Here is an 18,349-nt window from a genome sequence, read left to right as displayed (position 1 = left end):
CAAGGAGGTACCATGACTGAAACAGCCAATGTCACCCTTTCGGATTCGGCCGCCCGCAGGATCCGCGAGATCGTTTCCGCCGAAGCCGGCAAGTCCGCTCTTCGCGTGTCAGTGGAAGGCGGCGGATGCTCCGGATTTTCCTACAAGTTCGATCTCGCCGATCAGCCAGCGGACGATGACATCGTTCTGGAAAAGGACGACGCCAGGGTGCTCATCGACCAGGTGTCGCTTGTCTACATGGCCGGATCGGAGATTGATTTCGTCGACAATCTGATGGGACAGGCGTTCCAGATCAGGAACCCCAACGCCGTCGCCTCCTGCGGCTGCGGCACCAGCTTTTCCATTTGAGCAGCCGTTCAATTCCGCAGTCGGGCGGATCATCTGCTGAAGGACACATGCCTTGAAAATCGTCACCTGGAACATCAATGGCGTCAAGGCGCGTATCGACAATCTGCAGACCTGGCTGAAGGAAAGCGATCCGGACATCGCGTGTCTGCAGGAAATCAAGTCAGTGGATGAGGGCTTTCCCAGGCTGGAACTCGAGGCACTTGGCTATCACGTTGAAACGCATGGACAAAAGGGCTTCAACGGCGTAGCGATCCTGTCCAAGAAAAGCCCCGATGAAGTCAATCGCGGTCTTCCCGGCGATGACAGCGACGAGCAGGCCCGGTTCATCGAGGCGGTGTTCTCGACCGATGGCGGCGTGCTGCGTGTGGTGTCACTGTATCTTCCCAACGGCAACCCAGTCGACACCGAGAAGTTTCCCTACAAGCTGTCCTGGATGAAGCGTCTGCAGGCGTTCGCCGAAGACCGGCTGGCGCTTGAGGAGCCACTGGTTCTTGCCGGCGACTACAATGTCATTCCCGAGCCCGTCGATTGCCACGACCCCAAGGCTTGGGAGGGGGACGCACTGTTTCGTCCCGAATCCCGCAATGCCTTCAGGCAGCTTGAGAATCTCGGCTTCACCGACGCCTTGCGGGCGGTCAATGACGAAGCGGAAACCTACACGTTTTGGGATTATCAGGCCGGCGCCTGGCCCAAGAACAACGGCATCCGCATCGATCATCTGATGCTCTCGCCCGAGGCGGCCAACCTGCTGAAATCGGCAACAGTGGAAAAACACGTTCGCGGCTGGGAGAAACCTTCGGATCACGTCCCCGTGGCGATCCTGCTGGCAGCCTGATCACCAGCAACGCGCGCTCACCTTGATCCCGTCCCGGCAAGTCTTGCCAAATTTCCGGAACGAGCGCATCATCGAGCTATGAAACAAGCTCTGACACAGCGGATTGCCTTGAGCATCGGTTTTGTGGCCGTTACCTTTTTTACCGCGCCTTCGGCATTTGCCGGCCAGGACTGCGAGTGTGTCGGCAACGGCAAGCGCATCAAGGAAGGCGGCGTGATCTGCCTGCAGATCGGCTCGTCGCAACGCTATCTGGCGCGCTGCGAACGCAACCTCAACAACACCAGCTGGAAGAAGATTTCGGACGGCTGCCCGGTGTCGGAAACGTCACCGTCGCAGATGTCTCCGTGGCAGGCTGGATAGGTTGCCCTGAAAAAAGGCTGACACGTCAACCACCGGCCATAGACACGGTGATCATCGTGAACTGGCACTTAACCGAATGAGCAGCGGTTTGCGGCTGTCCTAGTTCAGGCCCTTCGCCAGCATATCCTGTGCAAGCGCGATCGCGGTACGGCGGTCGGCTTCGCCTGCAAGCGAGAAGGCTCGCTCCTGCATCGACTGGATCCAGGCCTTGTCGGAGGCCGGCGAGCGCTCGAGCGCAGCGGTCATGAACGCCAGGCCGCGCACGGTCTGGCCCTCCTCAAACACCACATTGCCGAGAACCGCGGCAGCGGCGGGATGGCCGCTGACCCGGGCGCGGTTTAGCCATTTCTTGGCCTGCTGGATGTCGTTGGCGCCACCCTGCCCTTCAAGGATCATGCGTCCAAGCCGGTACTGCGCTTCCGGCACGCCAAAAGCGGAAGCAGCCTGGAAATAGAGCTGCCGGGCGGCACCGAGATTGGCCTTGACCGGGCTGCCGGGAATACCTTTCTGGTAATAGGTCGCCAGCGACAGCAGCGCATTGACGAAGTAACCGGTGTCCTGCGATCCCGGTTCCACACCCTGGCGGGCGATATCGTCATAGATCTTGAAAGCCTCGTAGTCGTTTTCGACCACGCCATCGCCATAGGCGTACATGTTCGCAAGCGCCCACCGCGCTCCCGGATGGCCCTTTTCAGCCGCATACCGGTAGGCCTCAACCGCCTCATCCTTGCGGCCGCTCTTGTAAGCTGAAAAGCCAAACTTGAAGAGATCGAACGGTCCCGATTCGCGCGTCACCCCTGCATTCGGATCAAGCGCAAACGCCTGTCCGCCAAAGCCGAGGGCAGCGGCAACAACAACACCAAAAAGACCCGTCCGGGTGCGGCTAGATGTCTGCATAGCAGTGTTTTTCTTTCGCTCCGCCCGGATGGGTGACAGCACCGTAACGCGCCGATCCCACTGTCTGGGCGTATTTCCAAAGCGCGCCTGATGCGTAATCAGTCTCCCGCGCCATCCATTTTTCCCTGCGCGCAGCCAGTTCCTCGTCGGAAAGTTGCACATTCAATGTACCGGCAACCGCATCGATCTCGATGATGTCGCCATCTTGAAGCAGGCCGATCGGCCCGCCTTCGGCGGCTTCCGGGCCGACATGGCCGATGCAGAAACCGCGGGTCGCGCCGGAGAACCGGCCGTCGGTGATCAGCGCAACCTTGTCGCCCATGCCCTGGCCGTAGAGCGCAGCGGTGGTCGACAGCATCTCGCGCATGCCCGGGCCACCCTTGGGGCCCTCATAGCGGATCACCAGAACCTCGCCTTCCTTGTAATTCCGATTTGTGACAGCATTGAAGCAGTCTTCCTCGGAATCGAAACACCGTGCCGGACCGGTAAATGCCAGTTTCGACATCCCGGCGACCTTCACGATCGCGCCGTCTTCGGCCAGGTTGCCCTTCAGGCCCACAACTCCACCGGTCTTGGTGATCGGCTTGTTGGCCGGATGCACCACGTCCTGATCGTCATTCCAGCGCACATGCTCCATGTTCTCGGCAAGCGTCCGGCCGGTCACGGTCATGCAGTCGCCGTGAAGATAGCCATGCTCCAGCATGGTCTTCATCAGCACCGGAATGCCGCCGGCTTCGAACATGTCCTTGGCAACATATTTGCCACCGGGCTTCAGATTGGCGATGTAGGGCGTGCGCTCGAAGATCCTCGCAACGTCGAAAAGATCGAACTCGATGCCGCATTCATGGGCAAGCGCCGGCAGGTGCAGCGCCGCATTGGTCGACCCCCCGGTGGCCGATACGACGGCCGCGGCATTCTCGAGCGATTTGCGCGTGACGATATCGCGCGGCCGGATCTGCTTGGCGATCAGCTCCATCACCTTCTCGCCTGCCGCGTAGCAGAACTTGTCGCGCATGTCGTAGGCTGCCGGAGCGCCGCAGGAATAAGGCAGAGCCAGTCCGATCGCCTCGGCCACGGTCGCCATGGTGTTGGCGGTAAACTGGGCGCCGCAGGAGCCTGCAGAGGGACAGGCTGCCTGCTCGATCTCAAGCAGGTCCTCGTCCGAAATGTCGCCAACCGAATGCTGGCCGACGGCTTCGAACACGTCTTGGATCGTAATCTGGCGGCCCCGGTAGCTGCCCGGAAGGATCGATCCGCCATACAGGAAGATCGAGGGAACATTGAGCCGGACCATCGACATCATCATGCCCGGCAGCGACTTGTCGCAGCCTGCAAGACCCACAATCGCATCATAGCAGTGGCCGCGCATGGTGAGCTCCACCGAATCGGCAATCAGGTCACGGCTTGCCAGCGACGCCTTCATGCCCTGGTGACCCATGGCGATGCCATCGGTCACGGTGATGGTGCAGAATTCACGTGGTGTGCCCTTGCCGGCGGCAACACCCTTCTTGACGATCTGCGCCTGCCGCATCAGCGAGATGTTGCAGGGCGCCGCCTCGTTCCAGCAGGACGCCACACCGACCAGCGGCTGAGCGATCTCCTCGCTTGACAGTCCCATTGCATAAAGGAAAGAGCGATGCGGGGCGCGCTCCGGCCCAACCGTCGTGTAACGGCTCGGAAGGCGGGACTTGTCAAACTTCGTGGTGCTCATCATATCCTCAGACGCGTCATGCCGGCAGGGGCGAGCCGCGGGGCTGAAACGGTACCCTGCCCTGCGCCCCGTTTGTGGCGGGAAATGGGCATCTCATACCCCTGCATTTTCATAGCAGAAGCTTTCATGAAATGTGTTGCGGAATCGTCACATTGCGTGATCTCGCGCATCCAAGTGACAAAAAACCGAAAGCTCGAACAGCTACGCCGAGCCGGGCAGAGCCATCGATGCGCCGCCACCAGGCGAAAAGCATCTCAATGAAAAGCGAGGCAGGAACATCACGCGCGATGTTCCTGCCTCGCAATAGACAAGGCGGCCCGTTTCCGGACCGCCTTCACTTCTGAACATTCAGTCTTGCCGTCAGCCCGCCTGACCAAGTCGCTCGATGGCCGCCGCGAGCTTCTCGTTCTGACCGGTGAGATCGACGAGCTTTTCACGCTCAGCTTCCACCACTTCCGGCTTGGCATTGGCCACGAACTTCTCGTTGGCAAGCTTGCGCTCGATCTTCTCGATGTCATCACGAACCTTGGCGAGCGCCTTTTCAAGCCGCGCCTTTTCCGCATCAAGATCGATAAGATCACCGAGCGGAAGGCAGGCGGTTGCCTCCCCCACCACGATCTGGGCCGAGCCAGACGGCACCGCGGCTTGCAAAATGATGTCGGTCACCCGCGCCAGCCGCTTGATGGCGGGATCATGACGCAACAGCCTTGCTTCTGTCGCCTGGTTCGCGCCGACCATCACCAGCGCCGCTTTGGCCGATGGCGGAACATTCATTTCCGCGCGCACCGATCGCAAACCGGAAACCAGATCGATCAGCCAGTTGATTTCCGAGGCCGCATCCTCATCCGAAAACACCGGCTGCGGCCAGGATGCATGGCAGGCAAGACCGGCGCTCTCACCGGCCAGATGCTCCCAGAGTTCCTCGGTCATGAACGGCATGAACGGATGCAACAGCTTGACGGCTTGCGCCAGCACGTGGGCCGCACAGGCGCGGGCCTCGACCTTGGACGCCTCGTCCTCGCCGTTGAACACCGGCTTGAGCAGTTCCAGGTACCAGTCGCACAGCTGGTTCCAGACAAACCGGTAGAGAGCGCTCGAGGCTTCGTTGAACTTGTAGGCCTCGATCGCGGTTTTCACCTCGTTTGCGGTCCGGGTCAGTTCCGTAAGAATCCAGCGGTTGATCGTCAGCTTCGCGGCAGAGGGATCGAAGGCCGGGTCCAGCACGGCGCCGTTCATGTCGGCAAAACGGGCGGCGTTCCAAAGCTTGGTGCCAAAGTTGCGGTAGCCGGCGATCCGTGCCGGATCAAGTTTCACATCGCGGCCCTGTGCCGCCATGATCGCCAGCGTGAAGCGCAAGGCATCTGCGCCATACTCGTCGATCAGGTCCAGCGGATCGATGACATTGCCCTTCGACTTGGACATCTTGGCGCCATCCTTGTCGCGGACCAGCGCATGGACATAGACAGTGTGAAACGGCTCTTCATCCATGAAGTGCAGTCCCATCATCATCATCCGGGCAACCCAGAAGAAGATGATGTCGAAGCCGGTCACCAGCACGTCGGTCTGATAGTAGCGGGCAAGTTCTGGCGTCTTGTCGGGCCAACCCAAGGTCGAGAACGGCCACAGGGCGGAGGAAAACCAGGTATCGAGCACGTCCTCGTCCCGGGTCAGGATCTCTCCCGGCTTGAAGTTCTCAAGCTTTTCCTCGACCCAGGCCTTCCAGGGGCCCTCATGGGCGATGTAGTGCTGGATCGCGGCTTCGAGCGCGGTTTCCTCATCCTTCTCGACAAACACCTGGCCATCGGGTCCATACCAGGCCGGGATCTGGTGCCCCCACCACAATTGCCGGGAAATGCACCATGGCTGGATGTTCTCCATCCACTCGAAATAGGTCTTTTCCCAGTTCTTCGGAACGAAGTTGGTCCGCCCCTCACGCACGCTTTCAATGGCGGGCTTGGCCATTTCGGCAGCGTTGACATACCATTGATCGGTCAGGAACGGCTCGATCGGCACCCCGCCACGGTCGCCATGCGGCACCATGTGGGTGTGCGGCTCGATATGGTCGAGACAGCCGATCTCCTCCATCTTGGAGACGATTTCCTTGCGCGCGGCAAAACGGTCCATGCCGTCAAGCTCCTCGATCACCTCGATGAGCTTGCCCTCGACCTTGAGGCCTTCGAGAAAATCCTCATTGTCCTTGAGCGTCACGCTGCCATCGGTGGTCAGGATGTTGATCGCCTTGAGGTGATGCCGCTTGCCGACCTCGAAATCGTTGAAGTCGTGCGCCGGCGTGATCTTCACCGCGCCGGACCCGGCCGTTTCATCAGCATAGTCGTCGCCGACGATCGGTATGCGCCGTCCAACCAGCGGCAGAACCACCTGCTTGCCGATCAGGTCCTTGTAGCGCGCATCCTCCGGATTGACCGCCACAGCCGTGTCGCCCAGCATGGTTTCGGGCCGGGTCGTGGCGACGATGATATAGTCACGGGTCTCGTAGGTATGGGTTCCGCTTTCCTCGTCGTGGGAAACAGGATGCTCATAGGTCATGCCGTCGGCCAGCGGGTAACGGAAATGCCAGAGATTGCCCTTGACCTCGACCTGCTCCACCTCGAGATCGGAAATCGCCGTCAGCAGTTTGGGATCCCAGTTGACCAGGCGCTTGTCCTTGTAGATCAGCCCTTCCTTGTAGAGGCTGACAAAGACTTCCAGCACGGCCCGCGAAAGCCCCTCATCCATGGTGAAGCGCTCGCGCGACCAGTCACACGATGCGCCAAGCCGCTTGAGCTGGTTGAAGATCATGCCGCCGGACTGGTCTTTCCACTCCCAGATCTTGTCGACGAATGCTTCCCGGCCAATTTCGCGGCGATGGATCTGCTGCTCCGCAAGCTGCCGCTCGACAACCATCTGGGTTGCGATCCCCGCGTGGTCCATCCCGGGCTGCCAGAGAACATTCTCACCCAGCATGCGGTGGTAACGCACAAGGATATCCTGCAGCGTGTTGTTGAGCGCGTGCCCCATGTGCAGAGAGCCGGTGACGTTCGGCGGCGGGATCACGACACAGAATGAATCCTGCTCCGGCTGCGCCCCCGCGCCGGCAGCGAATGCATTCGCCTCCGCCCAGCGTGTCGCAATTTTCGGCTCAATAGCCGCGGCATCATAGGTTTTTTCGAGCATGATCGGGGAACCGTTCGCATCTGTGGGAATAGGACTGTGATAAAGCGGAACCGATTGGCAGTGTCAACACGAGCGGTACTGCCGATAGCGTCATGCAGCAGGCACAAAACCCGCTGCAAAGGACCATCAGGCTCCGCCAGTCAAACTGCGACGCATCGGACCGCCCCGGGTCGGCGGGGCACGCCCAATGCGTAAAAGGAAGTCTCAGCTCTGCAGTTCTGGGCTCACATTTTTTCGTATGAACACATCGCCTCAGCGGCGATTGCCGCGCGATACCCGCTCGATTTCTTCCCTTACAAGCCGCTCGACCAGGGTCGGCAGATTGTCATCGAGCCACTGCGTCAGCATCGGCCGCAGCATTTCTTCGGCAATCTCGTCGAAGGACCGTTGCTGGCCGGCAGCAATCGCTGCATCAAGTTCGTTGAACGCAGCCGCAACCTTCTCGCCGGTTTGCAGCGAAACCAGCTGTCCGCCGCCCTGAGGTTCCGCAGCCGGGGCTGAAGCCCCGGAAGCCGTTTCGGGTGAGGCGGCAACCGCTTCTTTCATTTCGGGGTGTTCGACTTCTTCCGCCTCGTTTGAAACCGGATTTGGTTCTTCGGCCACAGGCTGAACCGGCGCTTCCAACGGCTCCTCGGACACCAGTGCTTCACGCAATTCCTCTGCCGCCGCATCCATTACCTCGGGCGCGGGGTCCGCGGCGTAGTCTTCTGTGCCCTGATCATGGATTGGTGCCTGATCGGTCTCGGGCATCATGCGCGCCCGCGCAGCCACTTCGGCCAGCGAAACCGGCTGCGCGCCAGCCGCATCATTCGCCGCTGAACGCTGGCTCTCCAAACCGCCCACCGCGACGCTCGCATCGGAGGTGTCTGCTTCTGCGTCGTCGGAAACTTCATCGGCGGTCGTTGCATCGGCATCGTACCGGTCGGCCGGGTCGCCGTCGGCGAGACCAAGACCGAGTGGATTGCCATCGGCACCAGGCTCGTTGTTCTCAATGATCCTGCGGATGGAAGCCAGGATTTCTTCCATCGTCGGTTCGCGCTGTGCGCCGGCCTGTCCCATGAATACGCTCCGTTACTCTCGTCGCCAGGCTCATGCCAACCGGCGAATCACCAGACCAGTCTACGGCATTGATCTGGATTTGAGAATCGCACCGGCCGCCGCTTGCATGTTCATGCACAGGAATTCCTGGCGGCCATCGGCTGCAGCAGCGCGCGGCAGCAGCGTGGCTCAAGCGTGGCGGCTCAGCGGCCGTCGACGGTTCGAAGACCGTACCAGCGGTCCTTGGTCGCTTCGTAATGGACTTCAGGCCGGTAGTTGGCAACCTGAAGGCCAAGCTGGTCGATCGTCAGCTTGCCCGTCGAAGCAAGCACGGAGAAGCTTGCAACGATTGCATTTCGTTCCGACTGGGAAATCGCTTCCTTGGCATTGAGCACAGTCTGCTGGGCATTGAGCACGTCAAGCGTCGTGCGCTGTCCGACCCGGCGCTCCTCTACCACGCCGTTCAGGGCAAGATTGGCAGCCGAAAGCTGCGCCCTGTTGGCTTCGATGGTCGCCCGCGCCGCTTCCATCTGCGTCCAGGAGGACACCACAGATTGCTCGATCGACCGACGGGCCGAATCCACCAGAATGCGCTGCTGGCCAAGCTGCTCCTTGGCCTGGCGCACCTGCGCCGAGGCAGCGCCACCCTGGTAGAGCGGCACGGTCAATTTGGCCTGGATCTGGCTGGTGCTCACGCCGCCATCGGCTTCCGCAACCGATCCGGACACCGTCACACCTGGAAGGAACGCGCCCTCCTCGGACTTGACCTTGTACCCGGCTGCATCAACACCGAAGAGAGCGGCAAGCACTGCCGGATGCTCGCGGGTACCCTGCGCCACCGCTGTATCGAGCGATGCAGGCAGCAACTTGCCCGGCAATGGCACCGGCTTGAGGTTCTTCGGCATCGAGCCGACAATCTGGGCATAAACAGCGGCGCTGGACTTGGCCTGTGCCACCGCCGCCGTCAGGCTGGCCTTGGCGCCGGCGAGCTGGGCTTCGGCCAGACTCACGTCCGTACGCGTGCTCTCTCCAACGTCGAAACGGGCCCGCGCCGCCGAAAACTGCTCCTGAAGGAACGCAATGTTCTGCTTGCGGTAGACGACGATCTGGTTGTCGCGGTTGACGTTGGCATAGGCCTGTACGGTTGCAAGCAGGATATCGATTTCGGTACCGCGAAGGTTCTCGCGACCGGCAAAAACCGCAGCTTCGGCCGCCCGCACATTGTTGCGGGTCTGGAATCCGTCAAAAAGGGTTTGCGTGATCGAGACCCCGATGCTGGCCGATTTGGCGACGCGCCCCTCGGTGTTGACAACTGCCGTGGTCGCTTCCGCACCGATGAACGGCCGGTAGCCCGATTTCGCCAGCGCCACCCCCTCGTCGGTTGCGCGCAAGCCGGCACGTGCAGCATTGAGATCGGGATTGTTCTCGTAGGCCTTTGCCATGGCCTGGTAGATTGTCTCTGCGAAAACCGGCTGCGGAGCCAGGGCGACCATGGAAACGACGGCAACACAGGCCAGTGAATTCTTGAGAAATGACACGAGTACATACTCCAGCATGCGCGAAAGCGGTGATCCCGAAGCTGCGCAGGACACCATCATGATGTTCCATCAATATATGATGGCTGGCGCCGCAGGACGCAATCGCGCAGAGTGAATAATCGTTCACTAATCCCCATCAAGTTGCCATCGCGCAACAGCGCGACGATTGGCAGCACCCTTCAAACCCCTTGAGGCAGGAGGCTAGAAGACGAATTCTTCGGCCTTGCGGAAACCTGGCAACGGTTTGACAGAGACGTTGAAAGCAGCCCTGCCCGACACGGCGCCACCCTCCTTGACGAAGAGTCTGGCCTGGGCGGAAAGTCCGACACCGACCGCGGCAACAAGCCGGCCGCCCTCGCGCAACTGGTCGAACAAGGCTGCAGGAACCGTTTCCACCGCGCCGTTGATGAAGATCACATCATAGGGTGCTTCGGCTGCGTAGCCCTTCTCGAGTTCGCCGGTCACCACCGCGACATTGTCGTAGCCGCCGTCACTCAGCCTCTCGCTTGCCGCATCTGCGAGCTCCGTATCGCTTTCGACCGCAACCACGGATCCAGCCAGCAGCGACAGAATGGCCGCGGTGTAGCCCGAGCCGCACCCGATCTCGAGGACGACCTGGTCACGGTTGATCTGCGCCAGTTGAAGCATCTTTGCCAGCGGCGACGGCTCCATTACATAACGGGCAACGCCATCGTCTCCGCCTGCAGCAATCCGGATATCGTCGTCGATGTAAGCCAGCGGCTTGAGCGGCGTTGGGACAAAGTCCTCACGCGCAACCGTCAGGAAAGCCTTCAAAACGGAATGCGATGTCACATCCGTCGTGCGGATCTGGTTGTCCACCATTTTCTGGCGCGCGTCTTGATAGTCGGTGCCCATCCGGTCTCTCCGATGCATCTGGTCTTGCGCTTCATTAAAGCGCCGCACCGCGAGATTCAAGCTGATCCGGACTGCCGCCCGTCGAATTCAGGGTTTTCAACCGGAGAGGCTCACGAGAAACCGGTACACGGGCCAAGATCCCCCCTTGCGCCGCTGCGATTCTCCGTCTATTTGCCAGCCGTCCGGTGAGTAACCGGCAAGAGGCCTCGTGGCGGAGTGGTTACGCAGAGGACTGCAAATCCTTGCACCCCGGTTCGATTCCGGGCGAGGCCTCCATTCATTTCCCCTTCTCCTCCTTGTCTGCCGGGCTTCGTGACGCGGCGCCTTCGCGCTGCTCTCTCTTGCCGTTCCGTCGTTCCCTGCGCACCACGAAAGACCTGCGCCAGCGCCTGACCAGCGGCAGATCAAGGGAAAGCACCAGCAATCCAAGCGGAAGCATCCAGAATCCAAGCACTGGCAGGAAACCGAGAACTCCGCCGAGAATGAGACCCACGCCCAATGCGATTCGCAGGGACGGGTGTCGCGGCAGGCCAAACAGCCTCGACCCGATCCGGATCTCGCCACGGCCGGCATTGAATGTGAAGAACGGTTTTCGGGTCATTGTCACCAGAGCCGTCCAGGGCGGCTGAAGAGGCTGCGGTGAGCCGGGTTGGATGAGCGCAAGAGATGGGCTTTGGAAGACGACTTCGCAAGATCGACACATTTTCTTCAAAAACCGCTTGGCAAATCAGAGAGGCATTTGTTATAGGCCCCCCACGCTGCTTGACGCAGTGATCCCCGGTAGCTCAGTGGTAGAGCAATCGACTGTTAATCGATCGGTCGCTGGTTCGAATCCGGCCCGGGGAGCCAGATTTCCAAAGGCCGCATCCCGCTCGGGACTGCGGCCTTTTTTTGCCGGCTCGCGACAGGCCGCAACTCTTTCGCAATCAAGCATTTTTTCGTGAAACTTTTGATCCGGCTTTTACGTACATCCGTAGAGACATTCAAAAGGCGCGGCGACTTTCGCCAAAACGGAAACAATGCATCGAATGGAACGCGACACAGACCATCTGGAGAGCCCGGCGATTGTCTGGTTTCGCAGTGACCTGCGGCTCTCCGACAACGAGGCGCTGGCGGCCGCTTGCAGCCACGCGTCCCTGATTCCGGTCTACATACGAGAAACCCCGTGCTCGGCACGCCCGCTCGGCGCGGCACGGCAATGGTGGCTGCATCATTCGCTTGCGCGGCTGGCGTCCGAGCTCGAGAACCGCGGAACGCAGCTCGTCCTGCTGACCGGCAAACCCGCTGAGCTGATCCCGCAGCTGGTCAAGGCCACAGGCGCCTCGACAGTGTACTGGAACCGCAGATACGACCCGGCCTTCAGCGATGCCGATGCGGCTCTCAAGGCCGAACTCCAGTCAGACGAGCTTGTGGCGGAAAGCTTTCCCGGTCAGTTGCTGCACGAGCCGACCCGGCTGCGCACGGGATCGGGAACCTACTACAAGGTCTACAGCCCGTTCTGGCGTGCCATCGAATCCGGCATCGAAAACCGGCCGCCGCTTGACGCCCCCAAACGTCTCAAGGCCTTCCCCGGCATTTCCAGGCTCGAATCGGAAAACCTTGAGGATTGGGGTCTGCTTCCAACCAAGCCCGACTGGTCGGGAGGGATCAAGGAGACCTGGACGCCCGGGGAAGCGGGCGCCCGACAACGGCTGGCCGAATTCCTGGAAGACCGGCTCAAGGGCTACTCCGAGCGTCGCGATATCCCGGGCGTGGATGCCACATCCGGCCTCTCGCCGCACCTTGCCAACGGCGAAATCTCGCCAGCACAGATCATCGAAGCCATGAGGGACGCGGACACCAGCGCCTCTTCCGATGATCGCACCACGTTTCGCAAGGAAGTCGGCTGGCGCGAGTTCTCCTGGCACCTGCTGGTCAACCAACCGGAACTCACGAAGAAAAACCACAACTCCAAGTTCGATGACTTCCCCTGGCTCAATGACGACGAGGCGTTGGTTGCGTGGCAGAAGGGGCAGACCGGATATCCCATCGTTGATGCAGGAATGCGCCAGCTCTGGCAGACAGGCTGGATGCACAACCGCATCCGCATGGTGGTTGCGTCCTTTCTCACCAAGCATCTGATGATCGACTGGCGCAAGGGCGAGGAATGGTTCTGGGACACCCTCGTCGATGCCGACGCCGCCTCCAACGCGGCCAGCTGGCAATGGGTCGCCGGTTCCGGCGCCGATGCGGCTCCCTATTTCAGGATCTTCAATCCGGTGCTTCAGGGCGAGAAATTCGACCCTCAAGGAGACTATGTCCGTCGATTTGTGCCCGAACTGGAAAAGATACCGGCCAAATTCATCCATAAACCGTGGAGCGCGCCCGACAAGGTTCTCAAAACCGCTGGCGTTTCCCTCGGTGACACATACCCTACACCGATTGTCGACCATAAACGGGCGCGAGAGCGCGCGCTGGACGCCTATAAGCAGATCAAGGATGCCGCATGAACGTACACATGAAACCCTTCCCGGCCACCACGAGCCCCAAGCGCCTGAAAGTGGCCGTTGTCGGCTCGGGCATTTCCGGCGCTTCCGCGGCTTGGGCCATGCGCGATCTGCATGACGTCACGCTCTACGAAGCCGAAAAACGGCCGGGCGGGCATACGGCAACGGTCGACATTGACTATGACGGCGCTCCGATCTCGGTGGATACCGGCTTCATCGTCTACAACGAGCTGAACTACCCGAACCTCACCGCGCTGTTCGAGCACCTCGATGTGACAACCCATGACAGCGACATGAGCTTTGCCCTGTCACTGGACTACGGCAAGCTCGAATGGGGTGGCGACAATCTCTCGACGCTGTTCGCCCAGAAGCGCAATCTTCTGCGTCCCTCGTTCCTGCTGATGCTGCGTGAGATCCTTCGCTTCAACAAGATCTGCCTTCTCGATCGCGCCGAGGGCCACCTCGCCGCACGCTCGATCGGCGATTATCTCAACTGGCGGGGCTTTTCGCCCGGCTTCATGAACAACTATCTGGTTCCGATGGCGGCAGCCATCTGGTCGACTCCGGCCAAGCGGATGATGGAGTTCCCGGCTACCTATTTCGTCAATTTCTTCGAGAACCACCGGCTCATCTATTCCGAGCGCCCAACCTGGCGCACCGTGACCGGCGGCAGCCGCAACTATCTGACCAAGTTGCTGGCGCCGCTCGGAGACCGCGTCCGCCTCGATGCCGGCGTGGTGTCGGTCTGCCGGAGCGCGGACGGCGTCGACATTCTCGACACCAGCGGCGCGACCATGTCCTATGACCGGGTCATTCTTGCCTGCCACACCGACCAGGCACTGCGCATTCTTGACCGGCCGACCGAACAGGAAACATCAATCCTCAACGCCATCCCCTACAGTCCAAACCGTGTGCTGCTGCACCGTGACGATCGCTTGATGCCGACCCGCAAGAAGGTCTGGGCGTCCTGGAACTACCTGCGCTCCTCCGATCAGCGCAGCGATGCCAATGTCGCCGTCTCCTACTGGATGAACCGGCTGCAGGGCATTGACGCCTCCAAACCGTTGTTCGTCACGCTCAATCCCGACCGGGAGCCGCGGCCCGAGCTGGTTTTCGGCGAATTCAGCTATGACCACCCGCAGTTCGGTTCGGATGCGATGGATGTCCAGGCCCGGCTGCGGCAGATCCAGGGTGACAACAACACCCTGTTTGCCGGCGCCTGGACCGGTTACGGCTTTCACGAGGACGGACTGACCTCAGGCATTCTGGCAGCAGAAGCGCTCGGCGCGGTTCTGCCCTGGCGCAAGGACCCGGCGCAAACCACAGAAGTGGCTGCGTGATCATGAAACACGCCCCACAATCCGCCTCGGCGGATCCGGACGCCGCCAGATCACCGGCATGCCTTTATGCCGGTGATGTCATGCACCAGCGCATGAAACCCGTCGGCCACCGGTTCCGCTACCGGGTCTATTCGCTGCTGATCGATCTCGATCGTCTCGACGAGGCCGACCGGCTTTCGCCGCTGTTCTCTGTCAACCGGGCAAATGTCGCCTCCTTCCACGAGGCCGACCACCTGCGAGGCGCGAAACAGCCGTCCCTGCGCGCCCATGTCGACGCCCTGCTCACCGATGCAGGTCTTGACCGGCCCGCCGCGCGCATCGAACTGGCCTGCTATCCGCGCATCTTCGGCCAGGTCTTCAATCCGCTGTCAGTCTACTACGCTTATGACGAGGCCGGAGAGCTGCTGGCGCTGGTTTACGAGGTGCGCAACACGTTTGGCGAAAACCACACCTATGTCTGCAAGCTCGAGCCAGGAGACATGACGCCCGCCGGAATACGCCAGAGCCGTTCAAAGCTCTTCTACGTCTCGCCCTTCATCGAGATGCAAGCGCGCTACAATTTCCGCATGAACATTCCGGGCGAGCAGATTAGGTGGCGCATTCTGGAAATAGATCGCTCCGGGCCGCTGCTTGCTGCCACCTACAGTGGCCAGAGACGGGCCCTGACAACACCGTCAATTTTGGGCTGCCTCTTGCAGATTCCACTGCTGACGTGGAAGATTGTCGGTGGCATCCACTACGAGGCGCTCAAATTGTGGCTCAAGGGGGTGCGTTATGTGCCGCGCCCGGCGCCGCCTCCCGCAACGAGTTATCGTGACCGGGAAGAGTTCGAAAGTCAGGCGGCAAGGCCGTGACGAGTGAAACATTGGCGAGACGGAGGAGGCTGCTATCATGAAGACTGAAGCCACCTGGAATGAAACTCAAGCGGTTGAAAAGCTCTCAACCGACAATTTGTCAGCCTATCTTCGGGGGCTGCCGGCCAAGGCCAAGATTGCCTTGCGCGGCCTGCTGCACATGGCACACGGGCGATTGTCAATCCGCATGCCCGACGGCCGTATGGTGCTCATAGAAGGCAGGTCCGAAGGCCCCGATGCAACGCTGATCCTGCACAACTGGAATCTTGCCCATCGTGCCCTCACCGGTGGGACCATCGGGGTTGCCGAATCCTACATCGACGGCGACTGGGAAAGCCCGGATGTGACGGCCTTTCTCGAGTTGTTTCTGGTCAATGTGGAAGTCGGAGATAACCTGGCCAGCGGCGCGCGCGGCATCGCCCGTGTCGTGGAGCTGATCCGTCACTGGCTCAGATCGAACTCGCGGTCGCAGGCCAGGAAGAACATCTCGGCTCATTATGATCTCGGCAACACTTTCTACTCGAAATGGCTGGACGAGACGATGACCTATTCCTCGGCGCTGTACAGTGACGGCGCCAATGATCTGGCCAGCGCCCAGACGGCAAAATACCGCGCACTTGCCGAGGCCGCGGGCCTCAAGGCCGGCGATCATGTGCTTGAGATCGGCTGCGGCTGGGGTGGTTTTGCGGAGTTCGCCGCAAGCGAAATCGGGTGCCGTGTCACCGGCCTGACCATTTCCAGGGAACAGCTGGCATTTGCACGCGAGCGCATTGAAAAGGCTGGTCTTTCCGACAAGGTCGACCTTCGGTTCCAGGATTATCGCGACGAAACCGGCAAATATGACGGGATCGTCTCGATCGAGATGTTCGAGGCGGTGGGTGAAAAGTACTGGCCCACCTACTTCTCCAAGGTCCGTCAGTGCCTCAAGCCCGGGGGCAAGGCCGGCCTGCAGATCATCACCATCAAGCCCGACGCCTATGAAGCCTATCGCGCCAATCCCGACTTCATCCAGCGCTACGTCTTCCCCGGCGGCATGCTGCCGACCGAAAACCATCTCAAGTTCCTTGGCGAGGCTGCCGAGCTTGAAATGGTCGGGCATCGCGCCTTCGGGCCCGACTACGGCCGCACTCTGGCCGAATGGCGCCAGCGCTTCTGGAATGCCTGGGACGAAATCCAGCCGATGGGCTTCGATCTTCGCTTCAGACGGCTGTGGGAATTTTACATGTACTATTGCGAAGCCGGTTTCCGCTCTGGTCACATCAATGTCCGGCAGGTCGTCTACAGCTGATCGCACCGAACACGTCTTGTCACCTCGCTGAAGCGGTCTTCGGCGGGGTGAACCATTTCCGGCTTCGCAGCGTATCCAACAACACACCCAAAACTCCTCAAGGTCCCGACCGCTAGGGTCCGGCCAAACCCCGGATGAAACATTGGCCGCAAGCTCCGATACTGCCTCCCACAGCCCGCAGGTGACACCCGAGCGCCTGGCGTTGACCCGGATCGTGGCCTATGCGCTGCCGGCCGTTCCGCTGGCGGCACTGACATTGCCGCTCTATGTGCTGGTTCCGACCTTCTACACCGAGACACTCGGCCTTTCGCTGGCTTCGGTCGGCTTCGCGCTGCTGCTGGTGAGGATTTTCGATGCGGTCAACGATCCGCTGATCGGCTGGGCCGCAGACAGGTTCCGGCCCCGCTTCGGCCGCCGCCGCGCGCTTTTCGCGATCAGCCTGCCCCTAACCGCGATCTCGGCCTTCATGCTGTTCTGGCCTCCCGTCGATGCAACCGTGCTGTGGCTGGCGGTCTGGGGCCTGATGCTGTCTCTCGGCTACACCTCCGCCATGATCCCATTTGCGGCCTGGGGCGCCGAACTTGCGACCGACTATCACGGCCGCTCGCGGATCACCGCCTGGCGCGAGGGCCTTATCCTGGTTGGAACCCTGATTGCCATCGCCCTGCCCTTCACGATCGGGTTTGACCAAGCCGACGGCGTCCATGGCCTTGCCGTGCTCGGGCTGACCATCCTGATCGGCCTGCCGCTGTTCGGCGCCCTGGCGGTCTCTCTGACGCCGGAACCGATTGAACATTCGCGGGTCCGCGTCGATCTCAAGTCAGGTCTCTCGCATCTCGTTCGCAACCGGCCATTCGTTCGGCTGATCGTGGCGTTCTTTCTCAACGGATTGGCAAACGGCATACCGGCGACATTGTTTCTCTATTTTGTCTCCGCGCGTCTGGGCCTTCCCGACGCGCGCGGCCCTCTGCTGTTCTTCTATTTTCTGTGCGCTATCGCAGGCGTACCATTGGCGGCATGGGTGGCGCGCAAGGTCGGCAAGCACCGCGCCTGGTGCTACGGCATGCTGGCCGCCTGTGTCGCATTCGCGCCTGCGCCGCTTCTGCCCGAGGGCAGTCTGATCGCTTTTGCCGTCATCTGCGCCCTGACCGGCGTGTTGCTCGGATTTGACCTGACCCTTCCGCCTGCAATTCAGGCGGACGTCATCGATGTCGACACCGCAGCCTCCGGCGAACAACGGTCAGGCACCTATTTCGCTGCCTGGAGTCTGGCAACCAAGCTATCGCTTGCCGGCGGCGTCGGCGTGGTTTTCCCGGCGCTTGCCGCCTTCGGGTTCGACCCGGCTGAAAGCAACGCAACCGGAGAAGGACTGACGGCGCTGGCCGTCGCCTACGCTTGGGTGCCGATTGCCGCGAAGCTCGCCAGCATCGCCATCATGTGGAATTTCCCGCTGGACGAAGAAACCCAACGTTCCTTGCGTCAGCGGATCGAGTCCGCCTGACGCATCATGTAATCACGCGAAACCGACCGACGCGGATAAAATCTCTTGAATTGAATTTCGCGGAGAGCCTCTTGCGCGCCGTACTGCACGCGCAACCGCTCGC

General features: G+C 60.9%; 15 protein-coding genes and 2 tRNA genes. 10 read left to right on the top strand and 7 right to left on the bottom strand.

Annotated features, from left to right (window positions below):
- Positions 1–12 precede the first annotated feature (12 nt).
- The 3 genes from erpA (at position 13) to SPHINGO391_RS09460 (ending at position 1,543) form a co-directional block, all read left to right on the top strand.
- Positions 13–348: an iron-sulfur cluster insertion protein ErpA gene (gene erpA / locus SPHINGO391_RS09470; RefSeq protein WP_152008601.1), complete on the top strand. Its 336-nt coding sequence runs from the start codon at positions 13–15 to the stop codon at positions 346–348.
- 52 nt (positions 349–400) lie between these two features.
- Entirely contained in the window at positions 401–1,183 is a 783-nt protein-coding gene (gene xth / locus SPHINGO391_RS09465) for an exodeoxyribonuclease III (RefSeq protein WP_152008600.1), read from the top strand.
- Positions 1,184–1,291: 108 nt separating this feature from the next.
- On the top strand, positions 1,292–1,543 hold the full coding sequence (locus tag SPHINGO391_RS09460) for a hypothetical protein (RefSeq protein WP_152008599.1): 252 nt from the start codon (positions 1,292–1,294) through the stop codon (positions 1,541–1,543).
- 99 nt (positions 1,544–1,642) lie between these two features.
- Here the strand turns inward: SPHINGO391_RS09460 and SPHINGO391_RS09455 are convergent, their stop codons facing one another.
- From SPHINGO391_RS09455 to SPHINGO391_RS09430, 6 genes are all read right to left on the bottom strand, one after another.
- Complete coding sequence (locus tag SPHINGO391_RS09455) at positions 1,643–2,440, bottom strand: tetratricopeptide repeat protein (RefSeq protein WP_152008598.1); 798 nt, start codon at positions 2,438–2,440, stop codon at positions 1,643–1,645.
- Positions 2,427–4,151 (bottom strand): dihydroxy-acid dehydratase, encoded by a 1,725-nt coding sequence (ilvD, locus tag SPHINGO391_RS09450; protein WP_152008597.1) that lies wholly within the window; start codon positions 4,149–4,151, stop codon positions 2,427–2,429. The genes SPHINGO391_RS09455 and ilvD overlap by 14 nt, the downstream gene beginning before the upstream one ends.
- 360 nt (positions 4,152–4,511) lie before the next feature.
- Positions 4,512–7,325, bottom strand: a complete 2,814-nt coding sequence (locus SPHINGO391_RS09445) for a valine--tRNA ligase (RefSeq protein ID WP_152008596.1) — start codon at positions 7,323–7,325, stop codon at positions 4,512–4,514.
- A 252-nt stretch (positions 7,326–7,577) separates the two neighbouring features.
- Positions 7,578–8,384, bottom strand: coding sequence for a DUF2497 domain-containing protein (locus SPHINGO391_RS09440; RefSeq protein WP_152008595.1), 807 nt, complete (start codon positions 8,382–8,384; stop codon positions 7,578–7,580).
- A 182-nt stretch (positions 8,385–8,566) separates the two neighbouring features.
- Positions 8,567–9,919: a TolC family outer membrane protein gene (locus SPHINGO391_RS09435; RefSeq protein ID WP_152011498.1), complete on the bottom strand. Its 1,353-nt coding sequence runs from the start codon at positions 9,917–9,919 to the stop codon at positions 8,567–8,569.
- Between the two features lie 183 nt (positions 9,920–10,102).
- Entirely contained in the window at positions 10,103–10,777 is a 675-nt protein-coding gene (locus SPHINGO391_RS09430; protein ID WP_152008594.1) for a protein-L-isoaspartate O-methyltransferase, read from the bottom strand.
- A 202-nt stretch (positions 10,778–10,979) separates the two neighbouring features.
- Between SPHINGO391_RS09430 and SPHINGO391_RS09425 the strand changes: the two genes are divergently transcribed.
- A tRNA-Cys gene (locus tag SPHINGO391_RS09425) sits at positions 10,980–11,053 on the top strand.
- Between the two features lies 1 nt (position 11,054).
- Here the strand turns inward: SPHINGO391_RS09425 and SPHINGO391_RS09420 are convergent.
- Positions 11,055–11,378 (bottom strand): hypothetical protein, encoded by a 324-nt coding sequence (locus tag SPHINGO391_RS09420; RefSeq protein ID WP_152011497.1) that lies wholly within the window; start codon positions 11,376–11,378, stop codon positions 11,055–11,057.
- Positions 11,379–11,551: 173 nt separating this feature from the next.
- Here SPHINGO391_RS09420 and SPHINGO391_RS09415 point away from each other — a divergent pair.
- The 6 genes from SPHINGO391_RS09415 to SPHINGO391_RS09390 all read left to right on the top strand — a co-directional run bounded on the left by SPHINGO391_RS09415 (position 11,552) and on the right by SPHINGO391_RS09390 (position 18,246).
- Positions 11,552–11,626 (top strand) — tRNA-Asn (locus SPHINGO391_RS09415).
- Between the two features lie 179 nt (positions 11,627–11,805).
- Entirely contained in the window at positions 11,806–13,266 is a 1,461-nt protein-coding gene (locus SPHINGO391_RS09410; protein WP_244615154.1) for a deoxyribodipyrimidine photo-lyase, read from the top strand.
- Complete coding sequence (locus SPHINGO391_RS09405; protein WP_152008592.1) at positions 13,263–14,603, top strand: FAD-dependent oxidoreductase; 1,341 nt, start codon at positions 13,263–13,265, stop codon at positions 14,601–14,603. The genes SPHINGO391_RS09410 and SPHINGO391_RS09405 overlap by 4 nt, the downstream gene beginning before the upstream one ends.
- 2 nt (positions 14,604–14,605) lie before the next feature.
- The gene (locus tag SPHINGO391_RS09400) at positions 14,606–15,457 is read left to right on the top strand and encodes a DUF1365 domain-containing protein (RefSeq protein ID WP_152008591.1); all 852 of its coding nucleotides are present in this window, start codon (positions 14,606–14,608) and stop codon (positions 15,455–15,457) included.
- A 37-nt stretch (positions 15,458–15,494) separates the two neighbouring features.
- Entirely contained in the window at positions 15,495–16,745 is a 1,251-nt protein-coding gene (locus tag SPHINGO391_RS09395) for a cyclopropane-fatty-acyl-phospholipid synthase family protein (protein ID WP_152008590.1), read from the top strand.
- A gap of 142 nt (positions 16,746–16,887) precedes the next feature.
- Entirely contained in the window at positions 16,888–18,246 is a 1,359-nt protein-coding gene (locus tag SPHINGO391_RS09390; RefSeq protein ID WP_244615153.1) for an MFS transporter, read from the top strand.
- Positions 18,247–18,349 lie beyond the last annotated feature (103 nt).

The organism is Hoeflea sp. EC-HK425 (assembly GCF_902498795.1).
In the GTDB taxonomy this organism is placed as follows: Bacteria; Pseudomonadota; Alphaproteobacteria; order Rhizobiales; family Rhizobiaceae; genus Hoeflea; species Hoeflea alexandrii.
Note: the sequence above shows the minus strand (reverse complement) of the source record. Positions and strands in the feature narration are given on the sequence as shown.

What these genes read in the sequence shown, in the direction of transcription:
- erpA (WP_152008601.1), top strand. Translation starts at nt 13, where the DNA reads ATGACTGAAACAGCCAATGTCACCCTTTCGGATTCGGCCGCCCGCAGG.
- SPHINGO391_RS09455 (WP_152008598.1), bottom strand. Translation starts at nt 2,440, where the DNA reads ATGCAGACATCTAGCCGCACCCGGACGGGTCTTTTTGGTGTTGTTGTT.
- ilvD (WP_152008597.1), bottom strand. Translation starts at nt 4,151, where the DNA reads ATGAGCACCACGAAGTTTGACAAGTCCCGCCTTCCGAGCCGTTACACG.
- SPHINGO391_RS09445 (WP_152008596.1), bottom strand. Translation starts at nt 7,325, where the DNA reads ATGCTCGAAAAAACCTATGATGCCGCGGCTATTGAGCCGAAAATTGCG.
- SPHINGO391_RS09440 (WP_152008595.1), bottom strand. Translation starts at nt 8,384, where the DNA reads ATGGGACAGGCCGGCGCACAGCGCGAACCGACGATGGAAGAAATCCTG.
- SPHINGO391_RS09435 (WP_152011498.1), bottom strand. Translation starts at nt 9,919, where the DNA reads ATGCTGGAGTATGTACTCGTGTCATTTCTCAAGAATTCACTGGCCTGT.
- SPHINGO391_RS09430 (WP_152008594.1), bottom strand. Translation starts at nt 10,777, where the DNA reads ATGGGCACCGACTATCAAGACGCGCGCCAGAAAATGGTGGACAACCAG.
- SPHINGO391_RS09420 (WP_152011497.1), bottom strand. Translation starts at nt 11,378, where the DNA reads ATGACCCGAAAACCGTTCTTCACATTCAATGCCGGCCGTGGCGAGATC.
- SPHINGO391_RS09410 (WP_244615154.1), top strand. Translation starts at nt 11,806, where the DNA reads ATGGAACGCGACACAGACCATCTGGAGAGCCCGGCGATTGTCTGGTTT.
- SPHINGO391_RS09405 (WP_152008592.1), top strand. Translation starts at nt 13,263, where the DNA reads ATGAACGTACACATGAAACCCTTCCCGGCCACCACGAGCCCCAAGCGC.
- SPHINGO391_RS09400 (WP_152008591.1), top strand. Translation starts at nt 14,606, where the DNA reads ATGAAACACGCCCCACAATCCGCCTCGGCGGATCCGGACGCCGCCAGA.
- SPHINGO391_RS09395 (WP_152008590.1), top strand. Translation starts at nt 15,495, where the DNA reads ATGAAGACTGAAGCCACCTGGAATGAAACTCAAGCGGTTGAAAAGCTC.